The following is an 18,712-nucleotide window of genomic DNA, read 5'->3' as shown; positions in this document are numbered from 1 at the left end:
CAGCTGGGGACTAGGGACTGGGGACTGGGGACTGGGGACAAGGGGACAAGGGGACAAGGAGAATTTTTATCTTCTGCCTTCTGCCTTCTGCCTTCTGCCTTCTGCCCCCATCTCCCCCCTACGGCTTTAACTGACTAATTGCCGCTTCAACTTGTTGGGCTCTTTCGTTGTTGCCTTGGCTTAAATAGAGACTGCGGGCATGGTTAAAAAATGTGAGTGCTTCTTTAACCTTTTTTTGTCTACTGAAAGCTACACCCAAATTGTAATAAGCGTTGGCATTTTGTTTGTCTAATGTGAGGACGCGCCGATAAATAGTAATAGCTTGGGGAAGTTGCTGTTGTTGTAAGTAAATTTCACCAACTCCAGAAAGTGCTTCTACAGATCTCGGTTGAATTGCTAAGACGCGCCGATAAGCAGTTAAAGCGGGAGCAATTTGATTATTGGCACGAAAAACATTAGCTATTTCTAAATGAAGATTTGGGTTACGACTGGCTAGTTGAGTTGCTCGCTGTAATGCTGCTATTCCCCCACTTTTATTCCCTTGTTTAAATAACACAGACCCTAATTTAAGTTGCAAATCTGGATTATTAGGGGCGTATGCAACACCTCGCTGTAAAATTTCTACTGCTTCTGGTAAACGATTTTGCTCTGTTAGCATCGCTGCCATTAATTTGTAAGCTTGCCAATTTTTGGGATCGAGAGCAAGAACTTGTTGATAGGCTGCTGTTGCTCCTGCGAAATCGCCTTGACGGAACAACACAGTAGCTAATCCTACATGAGCATTGACATTATTTTTGTCTATTTCTGTGGCGCGTCGGTAAGCTTCGGCTGCGCCCTTATTGTCTCCTAAATTACCCAGACAAAATCCGATCGCTGAGTGTAATTCTGGGTTTTTCTTATCTAACTTTATTGCTTTGCGATAATGCTCGATCGCTTCTGAGAAATTTCCCCGTCGCGCATAAATAAAACCAATTGCTGCATAAATGCGAGGATCTCTGTCCTCTAATTTAGCTGCTTGTTGATATGTGGCTAATGCACGCTCCATCAGCCCTGTCCGTTCCAAAATTTGGGCTTCACGCAACAGTTGTTCCACTTCGCTATTTGCGGAAGTTTGGTTGTCTGAAACTGGGGGGTTTTCATTTGAAGAAGCTAATTGCGGTGTCGTTACCGCTAACCCTCCCAATAGCAAGAGACTGACTATCAAGTAGTTCTGCTTTTGCTTTTGCATAGTAGATTTTTCCTCTGATTCTGCCATTGTGAGAGTATTGATATCACTTTGAGATATTGAACCAGAAATTGTGCAATTTTGATACCCTGGAGAAGGAATTAATTTTATTTATTGCAACTACCAAAGCGGTTTATTGTATCATTTTTTTCTTGAGAGGTAGAGGAATGATTATTACTACAACTGATGTAATTCAAGGCGCTCAGATTGATGCTTATTTGGGAATTGTAACGGCTGAAGTTGTTTATGGCACTAATGCTTTGCGTGATTTTTTTGCCGGAATTCGTGATATTGTTGGTGGACGTACTGGCAGTTACGAGCAGATTTTTGAAAAAGGTCAGCGGGAGGCGATCGCAGAACTGCAAAGACGGGCTCAGAGTATGGGTGCTAATGCAGTTATTGGTGTAGAGGTAGATACAGGTACAATTAATGTCGATCAAAAAGGGGCTTTGCTACTGATTACTGCGATCGGTACAGCCGTTAAACTGCGATAAATTTTGTCTGTTTGCCGAATTATTTTGCATAATTAAATTTTTCAATTCTCAGGAGCTTGAGCAATGGTACTCCTAGTTACTATTAAGAAACTCCTGAAATTTGCAGATATTTTCCTACTTCTTTAGATAGAGTAAATGATTCCTACCCTTGATAGATATTCTTTTGCATTGATCGGCTTAATGTGTAACTAAATTAGTTAATACTTTTTAGCTTAAAAGTCGATCGCGAAGAAAATAAGGGAGGAATAAATTATGGCTTATGGAAATCGGCCACCAGATGTTGTCGATCCAGTGGTAACAAATCGAGTAATTGATTATCACGATCGCGTGAGATGGGGCCCAATAATTGCAGGTATTTTAATTGCCTTAGCAACACAATTAGTCTTAAGCTCTTTAGGTGCAGCTATTGGTTTGAGTAGTATAGCTAACTCAGGCGCTCCCAGGTCTAATGCAGGCGATGTGGGAGTTGGGGTTGGTATTTGGTCAATTATTAGTTTATTAATTGGGTTATTTGTAGGCGGTTGGATAACAGCACGTACTAGTGGCCCGATGAATAGAAATACAGCCCTTTTAAACGGTGCAATTCTTTGGGCAGCAACCCTAGCAATTGGTTCTTGGCTAATAGCAAATGGAGTAGCAGGTACATTTGGAATTGCCGCTTCTAACGCTGGACAAGTAATTAATCAAGCCCGTATAACTGGTAATATTCCTAATCAAGTACCCGGAGTAACTGCTCAACAAGCTCGTGATATTGCAGCTAATGCAGCTAAAGCTGGTTGGTCATTTTTATTTGGTTCTTTGTTAGGTTTACTAGCATCAATGGGTGGAGCAGCTGTAGGCGCTCGTAGTCCTCGGACTTACAATGCTAATTACAATCCTAATTACACACCATAGAATTTATCTAGTAAGTTTGCCAAGTCAATCAAACCTTCTTACCATTAAAATCACCGGAAAAAGGTGATTTTTTTGTAATAAGTGGTATGGTAGGGGCGGGCTTAGCCAAAAAATGTCGGCTTACACAAACAATATTTGCACAAATCCTGCCCCTAAAATTAACAATATACACAACCGATGTGATAGAAGTAATTGACTCAAAATTACCTTTTTTTAAATCCTTTTTAAAAGTATCCAGCGTAGTTCCATTGGTGGTTTTTTACTAATAGGAAATAAATCACGACCCATTGCCCAATTGACATACCAAGTAGTTGGAGGCCATGCTTCTGGGGGTAAATGTTTTTGTTCGTATTCGATTACTGATTCGTCGGAAATAAGTTCTAAAGGTAAGTCTTCCATTGCTGTTTTTAGCTCTTTTCTGGTGATAATATAAGACCAGGAAACTTCGGACATTTCTTTTACAAAGTTATCTGGTTCATAATCATTAACTGCTAAAAAGGCGCTGAATAAAAGTAACCCGCCACTGCGTAAAGTGTCGCACATTTTGGCAAAGAATAAGCGGACTTGATCGATGTAACGAAAATGGGATAAAACTTCTGAGGCGATCGCTAATTTATAATGCGCCACTTTCATTCTTAAAAGTGGTTCTAAAATATCTCCTTGAAACAAATTTACTGGCAAGTTTTGGTTGTTTATTTCTGTAGTTAATTTTTCAATAAATGCGGGAGTAAGTTCGATCGCATCCACTGGATGACCTAACTTTGCCAAAGGAATAGTATTACGACCTGTTCCCGCACCAATATCTAAAATTTTCGTAGTTTCTGGCTCTCCTAATTGAGCAGCAATTGCCATTACTTTAGCATCTGGATGAGTACCAAATAAAGGTTCTTGGCGAATTTCCGGCCATTTTTGATACTTATCGGCAACTGATTCTACTAAAACTTTAGTATTTATTGTCACGCCACTTGCCAAACCTTTGGCTTCATCCGCAGGTAAAAAGCTGACTAATAAACGTGCGTGGGGTGAAAGTTTGTATCCTTCTGTTAAACCTTTAACAATTAATTCTTTTAAATTATTCAAGTTTTCATCAGTTAAATTTTGCCCTAATGTTTTGAGTAAATTATGCACTAACTGTAAGTATTCATCTAACACTGCTGGCACACAAGGTAAAGAAATTTCCCCGCGTACATTCATCAAACTTTTAACTTTTTCTATTAATGCTTGCTTTAAAAGTTTGGGGTCTGTTACTGTTAATTCGGTGTCCGTTTTTGGCTCACTTACTAAAGCTATTGGCTGAGTTTCTTGCAGGGATATGTTATCGTTAGCCATGATTAATTAAAAATCCCAAACCTAAATTATAAGATTTCCACTGTTCCGATTTGACCGTCAATTCGCACTAGTTGACCATCTTTTAACAGACGAGTTGCATCTTGAATATCCATAATAGCTGGAATACCATATTCACGAGCAACGATCGCACCATGAGATAAACGTCCTCCTACTTCGGAAATTAGTCCCCCCGCCCTGGCTAAAAGTGGTGCCCAACCAGAGTCAGTATAAGGCACAACGAGTATAGTTTCACGATTAATTTCCGGTACAGATTGCAAATTTCGCAACACTTTGACTCTTCCTTCTGCTTGTCCTGGACTTGCGCCTATTCCCTGTAAAAGTTCTGTTGGTTGTAAGGAAGCAGTTTTGAGAATGGTAATAGGTGGTGCATTTCCATACACTACAAAGGGTGTTGTTTCTAATTGTTGGTGTTGGGACAATTGCGATCGTCTTTTTTCAATTAATTGCGTTATTTTATTCGGTAATTCTCGGTCTGTTTCATTAATTATACGATGAATTTCTGATAACTCCAAGAAAAATATATCACCTGCTTCTTTCAGTAAACCTGATGACAACCAGATTCTTTCTAATTCTAGTAAACTCCACCTTAATTCAGCTAACAATTGGCTGTAAATTTCCGTAACTCTGCCTTTTAAATTTAACCGACGTTGCACTAATTTCGCTTGCCAAGTTTGAGTTTTTGGTAAGTTTACTGGGGGCGGTGGATTAACAATAAATTGAGCAAAAATTTCTCTAACATGATGCGATTCTTCTTTCCAAGTGGGAACAGCAATATCTGTAGCGACATCACTTAAATAACCATATCTTTCTAAAATTTGCTCAAATTCTTGTAAAATTTTTTGTCCTGATTCAGTTGTTGCTAAAGTATCAAGAATATTGGCAGTTTCTTCTGGGTTAATTCCTTGATTAATTAGTGATTTTCTGGCGATCGCAGCGAGTGCAGTCAAAGTTCGTAAAGAAGCAACTTCCGGCGTTTTCCCGGCATTCAATTCGGCATCTTTTACTCGAAAAATTGCTTTTCTGAGGGCGAAACTTAAAGGAGCAAGGATACTATAATAAGTAGCTTTGCGGAGTAATGCTAAAATAAAATCGATCCGGTTTAACAAAACTTGCGGATCGGGTGAACTTTCGGGAGTTTTCAACCTAGTTAAACCAGGGGTGAAATGTTGACGATCGTCCAGGACAAAATCCGCCGATAATCTTCTTTCCCTTTGCCATAACTTGAATAAACCGGGCACATTTCGCAAAGTGGAAATTAAAGGAGGTTTACTAAATTTCGCACCTCTAGTCAAAAACTCCAAACTTTCAGGAGGTAAACCCATTCTGCGGAAAATTTGCCCTAAAAGTGAAGCGTTAAAATAAGCGCGAGAATAGTGCAGCGTAGCAGTTTCATTAAAGTCTAATCCTTTAGCTCTTGTGCCCAAAACTATCGTAAAAATGTCGCCCCAAACGCCACAAGTTAGGGGACGATTAATTGACCAAGTTAAGGGACGAATTAATCCAGGAATCACTTCGGCGGCAATTTTTCTTGTCCAAATTGGGGATAAAGTAGTAATGGGACGAGATTGTAAGAGCCATAAACGATCGCCATCATAACTCCATTCAATATCTTGGGGAATCCCATGATAACGATTCTCCAATTCTCTCGCTAAAATCGCCACTTGGCGAATTAATCCTAATGGAACATCGCCTTCTCCTTGGACGGAAATTGATGATGAATCAGAGTTTTTTGCCGTTTCTAAATCGCTAATTGTCACCCGATATTGTTCCGGCGTAACTTGTCCTGAAACTATCTGAGAAGCACCACCTGGTAAAGCTTCTATGATTACATTATCGCCTGATTGCGCGATCGGATCGCGACTAAAAGCAACACCGGAAAAAGCACCCCGCACTTGTTTTTGAATTAACACCGCCATTGCTGCTTCCGGCAAATTTCGGTCTAAGCGATATTGCACCGCACCAGGTCGATCATAGGAAGTTTGACAATCAATAATTGCTTGTCTTAAAGTAGTGCGATCGCTAACATTTAAAATCGTGTCATATTGTCCCGCCGCCGAAGCAGTTTCCGAATCTTCACCAATTGCAGAAGAACGCACAACCAAAGGTTTTTCTAAAGAAGGTTGCAGAGATTCAATTATTGGTTCAGGATCGTCTCCAGGTAACAACACCCAACCATCAGGAACCGCATAACCCCAGCGTTTTAATTGTGATAAAGTAGCGGCTTTTTGTCCAACTTTTGCCGCGTTCAGTTTTTGGTTTAAAGAAATCATCGATCTATCGCCGCGAAAAAAGCGAAACATTTTTTGAGAATCAGGTCTAACTTCTGAAGTCGGAAGGTCTAAATCGTCAGGGATTTTCTGATAAATCCAACCCATGACTACAGCAAGTACGATCGTAGATACAATTCGCTCATAATCTTGGGAATATAACAAAATTACAATCAAGGGGAACAACACTAAAATACTCAGTTTTCCTGTCTGTCTTTCCCGAATCAAAGTAAAACTAATTCCCCCTATAACAAAGACTAAAAAAGCAACTATTGGATCGTGAACAACAAAACCCCAAACTACATTCGTTGTTCCCGCACCTTTACCAATCCAGTAGCGCCCCAACACCAAAGCAATTAAAGCAATTATCTCCCATTCCGACTGCGGGGGAAAGAAAATCCGCGCCAACAAAACGGCGATAATTCCCTTAAGTGCTTCCGATATCACCGCCAAAACACCAACAACAGTTCCCCCGTGATAAAAAGCTGCTTGTACACCAACATTTCCCGTCCCCAGTCTCGCCAAGTTCTGTCCAGTAAGTGCGTAAGTAATCCAAGCAATTAGGGGTAGTCCCCCCAACAAGGGACAAAAGACGAAAATTAACAACACACCCCAAGCTTGCATCAGTGTCATGCCGAAAAATCCTTAATTGCCAAAGCAGCAAGGTACAACAGTTCAAAAAAGCTAAGACATTTTTAACATACTCTAATCTTGGCGTTTCTGACTTTAATCTGGAATGGTTAAACATTTGCGGGTGGATTTGCCAATATGCCCATGAGTAGCAAAAAGTTACAATAACTTCCGAAGAAATGTATTCCCGTATACGAATTGTGGGGCAAACCAGCAAGAATATATATAGGGACTGGGGACTGGGGATTGGGGACTGGAGACTGGGAGAGTTGTGAGTTGTAGAGGCGGGTGAGAGTAAATAATTCTGTAATTACAGTAGTAGGGGCGGGGTTTAGTAGAAAAATCTGTAGTAATAGCAGAAAAATTAACAACAAAACCTGCCCTTACAACAACAAAACCCATCTCTACATAATTCTCTTGTCTCTTTGTAATTCTGCAAAAGTAACAAGTTAAAAATTAACAACGCACTACTGAATAGATTATGAATTTTGAGCATTACGAACCAGGGGATTTTTACGATGAATTGTTTATTGACAAAAATAAACCAAGACCAGCGGTGATGCCCTTAATAGAAAGGATTAATTCTCTACCGCCAGATGAAATTTTACAAAGGCAAGAAGTAGCGCAACAAGCTTTGTTTAAATTAGGAGCGACATTTAATGTCTATAGTGATAATCAAGGTACAGAAAGAATTTTTCCTTTTGATGTAATTCCCCGGATTGTTTCCGCCAAAGAATGGCAAGTTTTAGAAGCGGGATTGAAGCAGCGGATTTATGCACTTAACTGCTTTATTGCTGATATTTATGACGCGCAAAAAATTATCGGTGATGGAGTAATTCCTGCTGAAGTAATTACCACTTCCAAAGGATTGCTAAAACCTTGTATAGGATTAAAACCGCCTGGGGGAATTTGGTGTCATATTACTGGTACTGATTTAGTGAGAGATAAAGATGGACAATGGTATGTTTTAGAAGATAATTTGCGTTGTCCTTCGGGAATTTCTTATGTTTTGGAAAATCGGCGGGTAATGAAGTCTGCTTTTCCCAAAGTTTTTGAGACAATGGGAATTAAACCTGTTGATGATTACCCCAGTCATTTGTTAGATACTCTGTTGAATTTAGCACCGGAAAGTTTGCCAAATCCAACGGTAGTAGTGTTAACTCCTGGAACTTACAATTCTGCCTATTTTGAGCATTCTTTTTTGGCGCAACAAATGGGTGTGGAATTGGTGGAAGGAAGGGATTTAGTAGTTGCTGATGGTTATTTACAAATGCGAACTACTAAGGGTTTAAAAAGAGTTGATGTGGTGTATCGGCGCATTGATGATGACTTTATCGATCCCCTAACTTTCCGACCAGATTCTACGTTAGGCGTACCGGGATTAATGGAAGTTTATCGGGCGGGGAGAGTGGCGATCGCAAATGCACTAGGAACCGGAGTAGCTGATGATAAAGTCATCTATGCTTATGTGCCAGAAATGATTCGTTATTATCTCCAAGAAGACCCGATTTTACAAAACGTTCCCACTTATCTTTGTTGGCGCGAAAAAGACCTCAGTCATGTATTAGCTAATCTAGAAACTTTAGTCGTCAAAGCTGCTAACGAATCCGGCGGTTATGGAATGTTAGTCGGCACTCAATCCACATTAGAACAAAGGCAAGAATTTGCTGAAAAAATCAAAGCAAATCCCCGTAATTACATCGCCCAACCAACAATTTGCTTATCAAGAGTTCCCACAATTATCGATCGAGAATTTACCGGATGTCACGTAGATTTACGCCCCTACGTTTTATATGGTAAAGATATCTATGTTCATCCCGGTGGTTTAACTAGAGTCGCTTTGAAAAAAGGCTCTTTAGTAGTTAATTCTTCCCAAGGTGGTGGAAGCAAAGATACTTGGGTACTCTGCTAGGCAGAAGAGCAGAGGAGCTCCAGGAGCTCCAGGGGCAAGGAAAGTCTTTAACTTAAAAGTCAAAACTTTTCCAACTACCATCTACCAATTACCAACTACCATCTACCAATTACCAAACTATGTTAAGTCGCGTTGCTGATGCTATTTACTGGTTAAATCGTTATGTGGAAAGGGCAGAAAATATTGCTCGATTCATTGATGTAAATTTAAAATTGATTTTGGATTCTTCCACAGGTATAACCCAACAGTGGGAACCATTAATTACCATCACTGGAGACTTGCCGAAATTTAAAGAAAAATACGGCAAAGCTACAGCGGAAACTGTAATTCAGTTTCTCACATTTGATAGTGAATATCCTAATTCTATTCTTTCTTGTTTACGAGCAGCTAGAGAAAATGCTCGTTCAGTTCGAGAGATTATTTCTTCGGAAATGTGGGAACAAGTCAATTCTTTTTACTTCATGGTGCAAGATGCTTATCAACAGCAAAAAACCTTTGATCCTGAGAAGTTTTTCTCCGAAGTAAAAATGGCTAGTCACTTATTTGCCGGAGTGACTGATGCGACGATGACTCACAATGAAGGATGGCATTTTGGTAGAATTGGCAGATTTTTAGAACGCGCAGATAAGACGGCGCGAATTTTAGATGTAAAGTACTTTGTGTTACTACCTTCGGTGAAAGATGTAGGTAGTACTTTGGATGAATTGCAGTGGATAGCTTTGTTAAGATCGGTGAGTGCTTATGAGATGTATCGCAAACGTGGTCAACATCGAATTACGCCGTTTGGAATTGCAGATTTTCTAATTTTAGACCGGGAGTTTCCCCGATCGATCCGTTTTTGTATAATTCATGCAGAGCGATCGCTTTACGAAATCACAGGAATTTCTTCAGGTAATTGGACAAATCCCGCTGAACGTTCTTTAGGTCGTCTGCGTTCCGAACTGGATTATGTGACTATTGAAGATATAATTCAAAGCGGATTACATGAATATCTCAGTCATTTATTGCAACAAATTTATGGCGTAGGTAACGATATTTTTGAAAGTTTCTTTGCGCTAAAACCCATTAATGAAAGGAGTTCCGAAATTCCCAAATTCCGCAGTACGGAATTACAACAACAATTTTAAAGAGAATAGGATAGGATGCTTTACCACATTGTCCATACTACCACTTACAACTATCAGCAAGCTGTCACTTTAAAACCGCACACAATTAGATTAATTCCGAGAAGTGATGCCGAACAAAAAGTGCATAATTTTTCTTTAGAAATTGACCCAAAACCAACAGGAATTTGCTATAATTCTGACTTGGAAGGTAATGTGGTACTGCAAACTTGGTTCAATGAACCGACAAAATATTTAGAAATTCAAGTTAGTTCGCAGGTAGAAACTCTCCGATCAAATCCCTTTGATTACCTCTTAAAACCCTTCGCTTTAAAGTTACCAATAGATTATTCGGTATCGCTTTTAACGCAACTTTCTCCTTACTTGCAAAGACAATATCCAGGAAATGTAGACCCAATTGCCACCGAATTAGCACAAGAAATTTTAGTTGCTTGTTCTCATCAAACAACGATGTTTTTAAATAAATTGAATCTACAAATTTATGAAAATTGTGAATATGTAATTCGAGAAACAGGCGATCCTTTACCAGCAGGAATTACTTGGAAACAAAAATCTGGTTCTTGTCGTGACTTTGCGGTTTTATTTATGGAAGTTTGTCGTGCTGTTGGATTAGCTGCAAGATTTGTGAGTGGTTATCAAGAAGGAGATCCAGACCAAATAGAAAGGGATTTACACGCTTGGGTAGAAGTATATTTGCCGGGGGCGGGTTGGCGAGGTTACGATCCGACGCATGGGTTAGCAGTTAGCGATCGACACATTCCCTTAGTCGCTAGCGCCTTTCCTAACTATACTGCCCCCATTTCCGGCAGTTTTTCCCCGCCCGGAACTTCCTTCTCCATGACACCTCAAATCTCCATTCAATTCAACCACAATTAAGTTCGTTGTAGGCGCTTCAGCGCTATACCCACTTCAGTGGGTACAACAGACTTCTTCAAAACTTAATTACTCCCCTTTCAAACAATTCTTCTATCATTCTATCTTGGAGAGATTGATTGATTGTTTCTAAGTAACTTGGCCCTTTAAGAAACTCTTTAATTGTAATTTTCTTATCCCGAAAGTCTTTCACAAACTCCTTAACTTCTTCAATAATTTCGACTTTTTCTTCCATTTCTTCCAAGAGCATTTCTATTGGATCGACTCCCATTTTAACTGCCTGTCGATATTCAGAAATTAAAGACCCTTCCGGTGTATTTTTTGCTAATCGTAATTCCCTTTTGAGATTTTCATATTGTTTTTTCAATAATGAATTTTGCTGAGACAAGATTTGAAATTTTCGCGTTAAATCATCTTCAGTGAAATTAGCTATATCTTCACCAGCTAAATGTTGTTGTTCAATCTCTAACAGTTTAGCTAAATCCCCTTCTTGATAAGCTTTATTCAGTTCTTTCATGATTTCTGTATGACGCATTTGTGTTTCGCTGTCTGTCACTTTATCAGGATGAAAGATTTCTGCTAATTTCAAAAAGGTTTCTCTGATTTTTTTAGAATCTTCACTTTTTACCGTTGCTTGGGGAGTTGAAGGTTGTTGTTCTTGCTGTTCGCCACCTGCAAAAAAATCAGAAAAATTCCCTTTTTCTTTTCCTTTCCCTGCTGCGCCAAAAAGTTCATCTAATTCAGGTATATCCTGAGATTCTGATGATTTGGGACTGATAATCCCTTGCATTTGCAGTATTTGATAAACTCCCTCAATATCTCGCTGACTTTGTTTGCCAAACTTCCTTTGAAAAATTTCATCGAATAAGCTATGAATTTGTCGATCGATCTCGGTTAGCTTTTTCATAATCGGAACAGTTCGATGGAACATCTGGGTAGCTATCGATCGCATTTGGTCAACAAAGTTATTCAGTTCCGTGCGTTTTTTCTTAATCTGTTTTATCAAACGCTGATTTTCTTGCTCTAAAGCATCAACCTGATAATGGAGTTCCGATAACGCCAGAGTTGCTGATGCAGCGGCGGGAGGGGTTTTGCTTTTGGGTTGTGATTTTTTGCGTGGCATTAGGGAACAATGCTCCCAAAAATAATTAGGTTTATTTTAACTCTTTTGATTAGTTTTGCAAGTGCGATCGATCCCTTAATCAAGTTCCACATTTTCTTGAGAATCTGCCGAATAATGTTCCCATTCAATACTCGGCATTCGATCGAAAGCATTTCGCAAAGACTCTTCCCACCATTTCCGAATTCTCACCAAATAAGGATCGCCTAAACGTAACATTAATTTATTTTCCACCACCAAACTATCCTTTTCATACATAATCATATTAATTGGTGGACCCACAGAAATATTTGATTTCATAGTTGAGTCGATCGAAAGCAACGCACATTTCGCGCAAGCATCCAAAGGAGTATCATACTTAAGAGTCCGGTCTAAAATTGGTTTACCGTACTTAGTTTCTCCTATTTGTAAAAACGGCGTTTCGGCAGTAGCTTGAATAAAATTACCCTGGCTATAAATATGGTAAAGTTCCATATCTTCGCCTTTAATTTGACCACCCAAAAGAAAGCTACATTTGTAATCAATATTATCCTTTTGTAACCAAGTGCGGTCTTGTTCTTGAATTTGTCGAATTTTGTTGCCAATATAACGAGCCACTTCATACATACTTGGTAAAGAGTGAATATTTGATTCTTCTTGAGCTTTTAAATCTTTCCGAATCAAAGTAATTACACCCTGAGTAAATGACAAATTACCAGAATTACATAATAAAATTGTCCTTTCTTTAGGTTGAGAAAAATCAAAAAGTTTCTGGTAAGTGGAAATGTAGTCAACTCCTGCATTTGTACGGGAGTCAGCAGCCATAACTAAACCGTACTTTGTAATGATGCCAACGCAATAAGTCATGAGAGAGTGTGTAAACAATTCAGCAATTTAAAACTTAATTGAAAGAAAAGGTACTGATATTCAGCTTAGTAATTTTCCGAGTCTGATTTTAGATTATTACTGTTAGCTGAAACTACATCAGGCAAATTACGTTTAACTACGTAAAGCCAAGCTAAACCAGCCGAACCCAGTGTAATTCCGACTAAGCTAACTACTTGTGCGATTCGTAATGGCCCTAACATTAGACTATCAGTTCGTAGCCCTTCAATCCAAAACCGACCCATACTATAAAAAATTAGGTAACTTAAAAATATAGTACCCACTTTTAAACGTGGTTTTCCCTGTAAATCACGAAAGAACAGAAAGATTAAAAGCCCAAAAACCATTAAATTCCATACAGATTCATAGAGAAAAGTAGGATGAAAGTAGTCAAAATTGGCATAAGCTGGGGGACGTTGTACTGGGGGAATATATAACTTTAAAGGTAAATTTGTAGGCCCACCAAAAGCTTCAGAATTAAAGAAATTTCCCCATCTCCCAATTGCTTGACCGAGAATTAAAGAAGGCGCGACTACATCTGCTAATTGCCAGAAGGGAACTTGACGAACTCTGGAAAAAATTAAAGCGGCGATTAAACCCCCTAAAATCGCACCGTGAATGGCAATTCCACCTTTCCAAATAGCAATTATATCTGCTGGATGTTGGGCATATTGTTGCCACTCAAATAAGACATAATAAAGTCTAGCGCTAGGAATTGCCCCCAATACTAACCAAATTGCTAAATCACCGATAATTTCTGAATTGAGGTGACGACGTTTGGCTAGGTAACTGGAAAGTGCGACTCCAATCAAAACCGCTGAAGCAATTAATAGACCGTACCAGCGCAAAGTCAATGGCCCTATTTTTAAAATTATTGGCCCTGGAGAAGCAAATTCAAATGCTAAGGGCAAGAGGGGAACATCCAGTAGCCAAGAAGTTATGGTCATAAGTTTGCGTAAGAAACAATTAAGCTGTGAATTGGCATCAGTAGTGTGACAGCAACTCCGAAATAGATTTTAGTTTGCTTTGGCAAAGATTGAATTATATCCGAAGTTTTATATTTAAGTTTGTTGTAGGCGCTTTAGCGCTGTTCCCACTCTCAGTAGGGACAACGAACAGAGTTTGTTGTAGGCGCTTTAGCGCGATTCCCACTCTCAGTAGGGACAACGAACAGAGTTTGTTGTAGGCGCTTTAGCGCGATTCCCACTCTCAGTAGGGACAACGAACAGAGTTTGTTGTAAGCGCTTTAGCGCTGTTCCCACTCTCAGTAGGGACAACGGACAATTGGGTTTGTTGTAAGCGCTTTAGCGCTGTTCCCACTGAAGTGGGTACAACGAACTATTTTTTAATTGTTCAACTAAACATTGAGCAATGCGACGGGATGCACCTGGTTTACCCATGCGGCGAGGGCCGTTAGCGGCTATTAATTGTAGTCGATCGGGATTTTTGAGTAAATACTTTAAAGTTTGAGCTACGAGTCTTGGTTTTTCTACTAACAATATAGAAGGGCCGAGTAGACGACTTTGGGCTTCAGCGAAGGCGTAGGTAAATTGTGGGCCTTTTCCGGGAATCGTAATCGCAGGTTTACCTAAACCGACAAATTGTTCTGTCGCAGTCCCCGCCATTGCGATCGCAAAATCAGCAGCTTGCAAGCAATCAGCAAAAGCTTTCTGAGTCAAAATTAACTGATATTTTCCTTGAGCAAACACTAAAGCTGTGGGATCGGAAATCGGCAATTTTGCAGGCAAAAATTGCGCCGATCTTAATCGCCAGCCTTGATTTTCCAAGGTTTCTTTTAATGGGTCTAAACTTAAACTCGGAGCGATCGCAGCCAGAAATAACACCGTGCGATCGCGAAAACTATCCAAAATTCCCCCCACAGCTGAGGTAATTTGCTGCCAATTTTCGTAAGCTTCAGGAGTGCGAGAACCGGGAAGAAGACAAACACTAAGCGATTCGCTTCGCAATCCCGTAAGCGAGAATCGACCTGACCAATTTTCCCTTTCCCCCACTGAAGACACCGACTCAGCAATTAGAGATTCTAAATCATCCATCATCGGATTTCCCATGTCAAAAGCCGGGATCGACCATTGCTGTAAAACTTCGGTAGTTAAACTATCTCTAGGAAAAACCGCCTTGCACTGAGGACGACTCATCAACCAACGTTCCCAAGGCAAATAAACCGACCCTGACCAACCTTCCCAACGCCGTTTAAAACTGCGGAAAGCCTTGACCTCATCCCGTAAATAATATTCTGATTTCGCCGTACCGACAAAAACATAAGGAGCGCCACTCAACCAAGCAAAAAACAGCGGCACAATATCACCAACAGCGATAATTGCCCCTCCTTCTTGAGCAAAAGCTTGCACCGCTTGAAATTGTTGCCACAGGAGTCCCAATAAACCACCCTGAACATCGCGCCACAACTGTCGCCAGTCCATATAAACAAAGCCACCAGAGGGCATTTTTTGCGTTGGTGCAATAATCGTAATTCCCCGTTCTATGTAAGCTCGTCCTTCACCAACGATCGGCAAGGCGGCTATTTTCGGGGAAGAAGAAAGTTGTTGTAATTCTTGGCAGATTCTCACTGCGATCGCATCTTCCCCATGACCATTACTCAAACAAAGTAACTTCATTACATTAACTTCCAGCACCCGATTAATTTTCAACTCGCAAAGTATTAAGACAGAGGTAAGGTAAAGTTTTAAGTTTTGAGTTTTTGAGTTTTCAGTTAGGGAGAGTTGGGAAAGTTCTTAGCTTCGTTTTTTAAGTTTTGAGTTAATTAACTTCCCCTTGTCCCCTTGTCTCCTTGTCCCCTTGTCCCCTTGTCCTCCCTGCACCCCTGCTTCAAATCTTCTTCGGTGGAATCGGAGAAGACCGACTTTGGGACGGAGGTAGATTCGGAGGTTGCAGTTGTTGTCTACCATTACGGATAATCCGCAACATTTCGGCAATATTTTGTTCGATGTTAGACAAAACTTGGTCAGCATAGTCATCTGCACCATTTTGAATTGCTTCGGCTTCTGCGATCGCTTTAGCACGTATCTCTTGTAATTCCTCTTGCGCTTCTCGATACATACTTTCAATTTCAGCCAAAGTTTGCTCTTGTGCTGACTGACATTCCTGCTGCACAGTTTGCCAGAGTTGCTGCGCTTCTGATTTTGCTTGTCTCACAACAGCACTTTCTTCCATAATTTGGGCAGCACGTTGCTCAGCAGCTTCCACTACTTGTTGCGCGTACTGTTCCGCCGCCAAAATAATTTCATCTTTGTGACGGACAATAGTTTCCGCTTCCGCAAAAGCCGCTGGCAAATTCAACCGCACCAAATCCAATTGTTCTAGCAACTGTTCCTCATCCACCAAAGTGCGCCGAGACATGGGAATGCGCGGACTATCGAGAATCATCTCCTCTAGGCGATTGAGTTCTCGTTGAATGTCTACACCTGTTGTTCCCTGCTGGTTTAATTGATCTTCGGTGTTGGGTTCTTCACTGTCGGGGTCGATTCTGGATGTATCTTGGCGTAACATTTTTTGTATATATCAATAGCAACGTGCTTAGGGACAAGATGATCGACTGAGCCACCAAATCTTGCTATCTCTTTTACCACGCTACTGCTTAAAAAGCCATATTCTGTCGAGGTTGCCAAAAAAACCGTCTCGATTTCTTCTGAAAGAGTCTTGTTGGTGTGAGCCATCTGTAACTCCTTTTCAAAGTCAGAAAGCACCCGCAAACCTCGAATAATAACGCTAGCTCCTCGCAGTTTGGCATAATTTACAGTTAGACCATCAAAACAATCTACTTCCACATTAGAAATGTGGCTAATAGATTGCTGGATTAGGTCGATTCGTTCTTGCATGGTAAACAGAGGTGATTTGCTAGGATTTTGCAGCACAGCTACTATGACTCGCTCAAACAGCTTACTGCCTCTGGAAATCACATCGAGGTGACCAAGTGTAATTGGATCGAAGCTGCCAGGATAAATTGCAATCACGAACAAAGGGGTTTCAGAATTACTCACCGAGATTATAAGCTAGTCTGGGGTAACTCAGTTGTTCTGTGAGTGAATAAATTTAGCTAATTGATTAGCCGAATGTCGAGCCATCCCAACCCCACATGGCACCTTTAGCATCGGCAAATTCTATGTAGATGCGGTTAGCTGGTACACCCAGCGTTTGATTAATCTGTTGGCAAAAATCCTGACTCATCGATTTAGTCTGTTCTGAAGTCATGGTACCAATACTTTTGATTTCAATGTAACAAACGGGGTCTGTGTTGCCAGCAAAAGTCATAGCGACATTTGGTTCAAATGCCGTCATTACATAAGATTCTGGTTTTCTTAAGTGTTTGGCTAATCCAGAAGAGAGGGTTTTGAGCAAGGTTTCTACTTTGGTTTTCTCTGGTGCGGCTACAGAGGTTTGTACTTTGATTAAAGGCATAAGTTGAATCTCAAAAAGGTTATTTAAGCGATCGAACAAACAAAATCTTACTATTAAATTTCGACTCTATTATCTGTTCCTGTTTTCCCAAAGGAATAGATAATAGAGTCAGAGAGATTAATAAATTTTTCTAACCACCGTACTGCCAACCAGTACTTTCCAGCAGCAGGGGACTTCCCTCTCGATGCACGCCTGCACCAATTACTTCGCCAACATAAACGGTGTGATCTCCTTGTTCCACCGCACCGACGACTTTACACTCTACATAACCCAAAGCGTCGGAAATAATCGGACAACCTGTTTCTTGTCCGAGATAAAAGTCTACATCTTCAAATTTATTACCCACCCGTCGCTGGGGTTTAAAAAATTTCTGTGCTAAGTCTTTTTGTCCAGCTTCCAAAACGCTGAGGGTAAACACGCCGCTAGCCTTGAGCATGGCGTGGGATTTAGAATCCTGCTTGACGCAGTTTACTACCAATGGCGGCACAAAAGAAGCTTGCATTACCCAGCTAGCAGTGAAACCGTTAACGTCTTCGCCATCTTTAACGCCGCAAACGTAGATGCCATGAGGAATCATCCGCAGTACCGTTTTTTTTGCCTGTTCGTCTAACAATGGTTTCACCTCTAATTAATTCTACAAGGCTCAGTTTATCAAGGTTTTTCACCCCTAGCCTCTTCCTTTGTTTATAAATTGAGGCTGGTAATAGGTAATGGGTAGTGGGTAGTAGGAATCCGATTACCCACTACCCATTACCCACTACCATTTATAGTGCAGATTTAATCAACACAAACCATTAGCAATTTTGCTAGGCTTAGTATTTTCTCATACTAACGGGAACACAGAAACCACTGCTACAATTTGTTACTCTTAATTCACTACGCCGCCCTACTGGTTGAATGCGAAATGTATCAGGATTATAGTTAGGAACTGGCCTTCTGCTTCCAGGGTAAGTTGGTCTGCTACCCTGTAAAACAAAACCATTTTGTGTCGGTGTCAGTGTCATTCTTTGCTCGGCAGCTATTAAGTTTCCATTAGGCATTCTAGCATTTACAGTCATGGTGCCGAAGTTGCCATTCATGGAAAGTCTGGCACGATGATTAATGCCGCTTAAACGCCATTGTAACTGCCAATTTCCATCAAGGGCAACATTAGGATTAACGCTACGAACGCTGGGTTGTGAACTTGGTTGTTGGATGCTGGGTTGTTCTTGTGCGATCGCACTTTCTTTGCCAATTGTACTACCAATTGCTAAACAACTAACTGTCAAGCCTACTAAAGCCAAACCTGCAAAGTTTTTCATAGGTTACTCCTGTTTTTTAGATATTAATTTTGTAATTCGCTTCTAAATCTTTCGAGATATTTTTGACGAATATGTTTATCTTAAGTTGCCCAAAAAAGCTACGTCAGTACCCTGATAGGGTACTTTTTTTTGATAAGCTTGCATCGCATCTAAATTGTATATTTTTAGTGTTAAGCAAAAACCGTCTATCCCTCTCCCCATCCCCCCATCCCCCCATCAGC

Annotated in this window: 17 protein-coding genes; 5 read left to right on the top strand and 12 right to left on the bottom strand. The window is 40.4% G+C overall.

The features are described 5' to 3' along the window. Nucleotides 1-118: 118 nt before the first annotated feature. A complete protein-coding gene (locus IQ264_RS24905; RefSeq protein WP_193983940.1) occupies nt 119-1,228 on the bottom strand; it encodes a tetratricopeptide repeat protein in 1,110 nt (369 codons plus the stop codon). A 164-nt stretch (nt 1,229-1,392) separates the two neighbouring features. On the opposite strand from IQ264_RS24905, the gene IQ264_RS24900 reads away from it, so the two are divergent. Continuing rightward, the gene (locus IQ264_RS24900; protein WP_193983938.1) at nt 1,393-1,719 is read left to right on the top strand and encodes a YbjQ family protein; all 327 of its coding nucleotides are present in this window, start codon (nt 1,393-1,395) and stop codon (nt 1,717-1,719) included. 252 nt (nt 1,720-1,971) lie between these two features. After that, nucleotides 1,972-2,613, top strand: a complete 642-nt coding sequence (locus IQ264_RS24895; protein WP_193983936.1) for a hypothetical protein — start codon at nt 1,972-1,974, stop codon at nt 2,611-2,613. A 213-nt stretch (nt 2,614-2,826) separates the two neighbouring features. Here IQ264_RS24895 and IQ264_RS24890 read toward each other — a convergent pair whose 3' ends face one another. Together IQ264_RS24890 and IQ264_RS24885 are read right to left on the bottom strand one after the other, a co-directional pair. Then, entirely contained in the window at nt 2,827-3,942 is a 1,116-nt protein-coding gene (locus tag IQ264_RS24890; RefSeq protein ID WP_193983934.1) for a class I SAM-dependent methyltransferase, read from the bottom strand. A gap of 26 nt (nt 3,943-3,968) precedes the next feature. Continuing rightward, nucleotides 3,969-6,863, bottom strand: coding sequence for a glycerol-3-phosphate acyltransferase (locus IQ264_RS24885; protein ID WP_193983932.1), 2,895 nt, complete (start codon nt 6,861-6,863; stop codon nt 3,969-3,971). A 478-nt stretch (nt 6,864-7,341) separates the two neighbouring features. Between IQ264_RS24885 and IQ264_RS24880 the strand changes: the two genes are divergently transcribed. The 3 genes from IQ264_RS24880 (at nt 7,342) to IQ264_RS24870 (ending at nt 10,772) form a co-directional block, all read left to right on the top strand. Continuing rightward, nucleotides 7,342-8,772 carry a circularly permuted type 2 ATP-grasp protein gene (locus tag IQ264_RS24880; RefSeq protein ID WP_193983930.1) on the top strand — a complete coding sequence of 477 codons (1,431 nt, stop codon included), beginning with the start codon at nt 7,342-7,344 and terminating at the stop codon, nt 8,770-8,772. Nucleotides 8,773-8,891: 119 nt separating this feature from the next. Further along, a complete protein-coding gene (locus tag IQ264_RS24875) occupies nt 8,892-9,899 on the top strand; it encodes an alpha-E domain-containing protein (RefSeq protein ID WP_193983928.1) in 1,008 nt (335 codons plus the stop codon). A gap of 15 nt (nt 9,900-9,914) precedes the next feature. After that, a complete protein-coding gene (locus tag IQ264_RS24870) occupies nt 9,915-10,772 on the top strand; it encodes a transglutaminase family protein (RefSeq protein WP_193983926.1) in 858 nt (285 codons plus the stop codon). A 55-nt stretch (nt 10,773-10,827) separates the two neighbouring features. On the opposite strand, the gene IQ264_RS24865 is transcribed toward IQ264_RS24870, so the two are convergent. The 9 genes from IQ264_RS24865 to IQ264_RS24825 all read right to left on the bottom strand — a co-directional run bounded on the left by IQ264_RS24865 (nt 10,828) and on the right by IQ264_RS24825 (nt 18,491). After that, nucleotides 10,828-11,892 carry a J domain-containing protein gene (locus IQ264_RS24865; RefSeq protein WP_193983924.1) on the bottom strand — a complete coding sequence of 355 codons (1,065 nt, stop codon included), beginning with the start codon at nt 11,890-11,892 and terminating at the stop codon, nt 10,828-10,830. Between the two features lie 75 nt (nt 11,893-11,967). Then, a complete protein-coding gene (locus IQ264_RS24860) occupies nt 11,968-12,735 on the bottom strand; it encodes a proteasome-type protease (RefSeq protein WP_193983922.1) in 768 nt (255 codons plus the stop codon). A gap of 65 nt (nt 12,736-12,800) precedes the next feature. Further along, entirely contained in the window at nt 12,801-13,700 is a 900-nt protein-coding gene (gene lgt / locus IQ264_RS24855) for a prolipoprotein diacylglyceryl transferase (RefSeq protein WP_193983920.1), read from the bottom strand. Between the two features lie 357 nt (nt 13,701-14,057). Continuing rightward, on the bottom strand, nt 14,058-15,389 hold the full coding sequence (locus tag IQ264_RS24850) for a lipid-A-disaccharide synthase-related protein (protein WP_193983918.1): 1,332 nt from the start codon (nt 15,387-15,389) through the stop codon (nt 14,058-14,060). Nucleotides 15,390-15,600: 211 nt separating this feature from the next. Continuing rightward, nucleotides 15,601-16,281, bottom strand: coding sequence for a DivIVA domain-containing protein (locus IQ264_RS24845; RefSeq protein ID WP_193983916.1), 681 nt, complete (start codon nt 16,279-16,281; stop codon nt 15,601-15,603). Then, nucleotides 16,215-16,745 carry a pantetheine-phosphate adenylyltransferase gene (gene coaD / locus IQ264_RS24840; protein WP_322744802.1) on the bottom strand — a complete coding sequence of 177 codons (531 nt, stop codon included), beginning with the start codon at nt 16,743-16,745 and terminating at the stop codon, nt 16,215-16,217. The genes IQ264_RS24845 and coaD overlap by 67 nt, the downstream gene beginning before the upstream one ends. Before the next feature lie 91 nt (nt 16,746-16,836). After that, nucleotides 16,837-17,190 (bottom strand): phenylpyruvate tautomerase MIF-related protein, encoded by a 354-nt coding sequence (locus IQ264_RS24835; protein ID WP_193983914.1) that lies wholly within the window; start codon nt 17,188-17,190, stop codon nt 16,837-16,839. A 130-nt stretch (nt 17,191-17,320) separates the two neighbouring features. Then, nucleotides 17,321-17,803: a flavin reductase family protein gene (locus IQ264_RS24830; RefSeq protein WP_193983912.1), complete on the bottom strand. Its 483-nt coding sequence runs from the start codon at nt 17,801-17,803 to the stop codon at nt 17,321-17,323. A 199-nt stretch (nt 17,804-18,002) separates the two neighbouring features. Further along, complete coding sequence (locus tag IQ264_RS24825; RefSeq protein ID WP_193983909.1) at nt 18,003-18,491, bottom strand: hypothetical protein; 489 nt, start codon at nt 18,489-18,491, stop codon at nt 18,003-18,005. Nucleotides 18,492-18,712 lie beyond the last annotated feature (221 nt).

Origin of the sequence: [Phormidium] sp. LEGE 05292, from assembly GCF_015207735.1 — a bacterium.
Lineage (GTDB): Bacteria > Cyanobacteriota > Cyanobacteriia > Cyanobacteriales > Aerosakkonemataceae > Floridanema.
The sequence above is the reverse complement of the archived record's forward strand: the minus strand, read 5'-3'. Positions and strand labels throughout refer to the sequence as shown.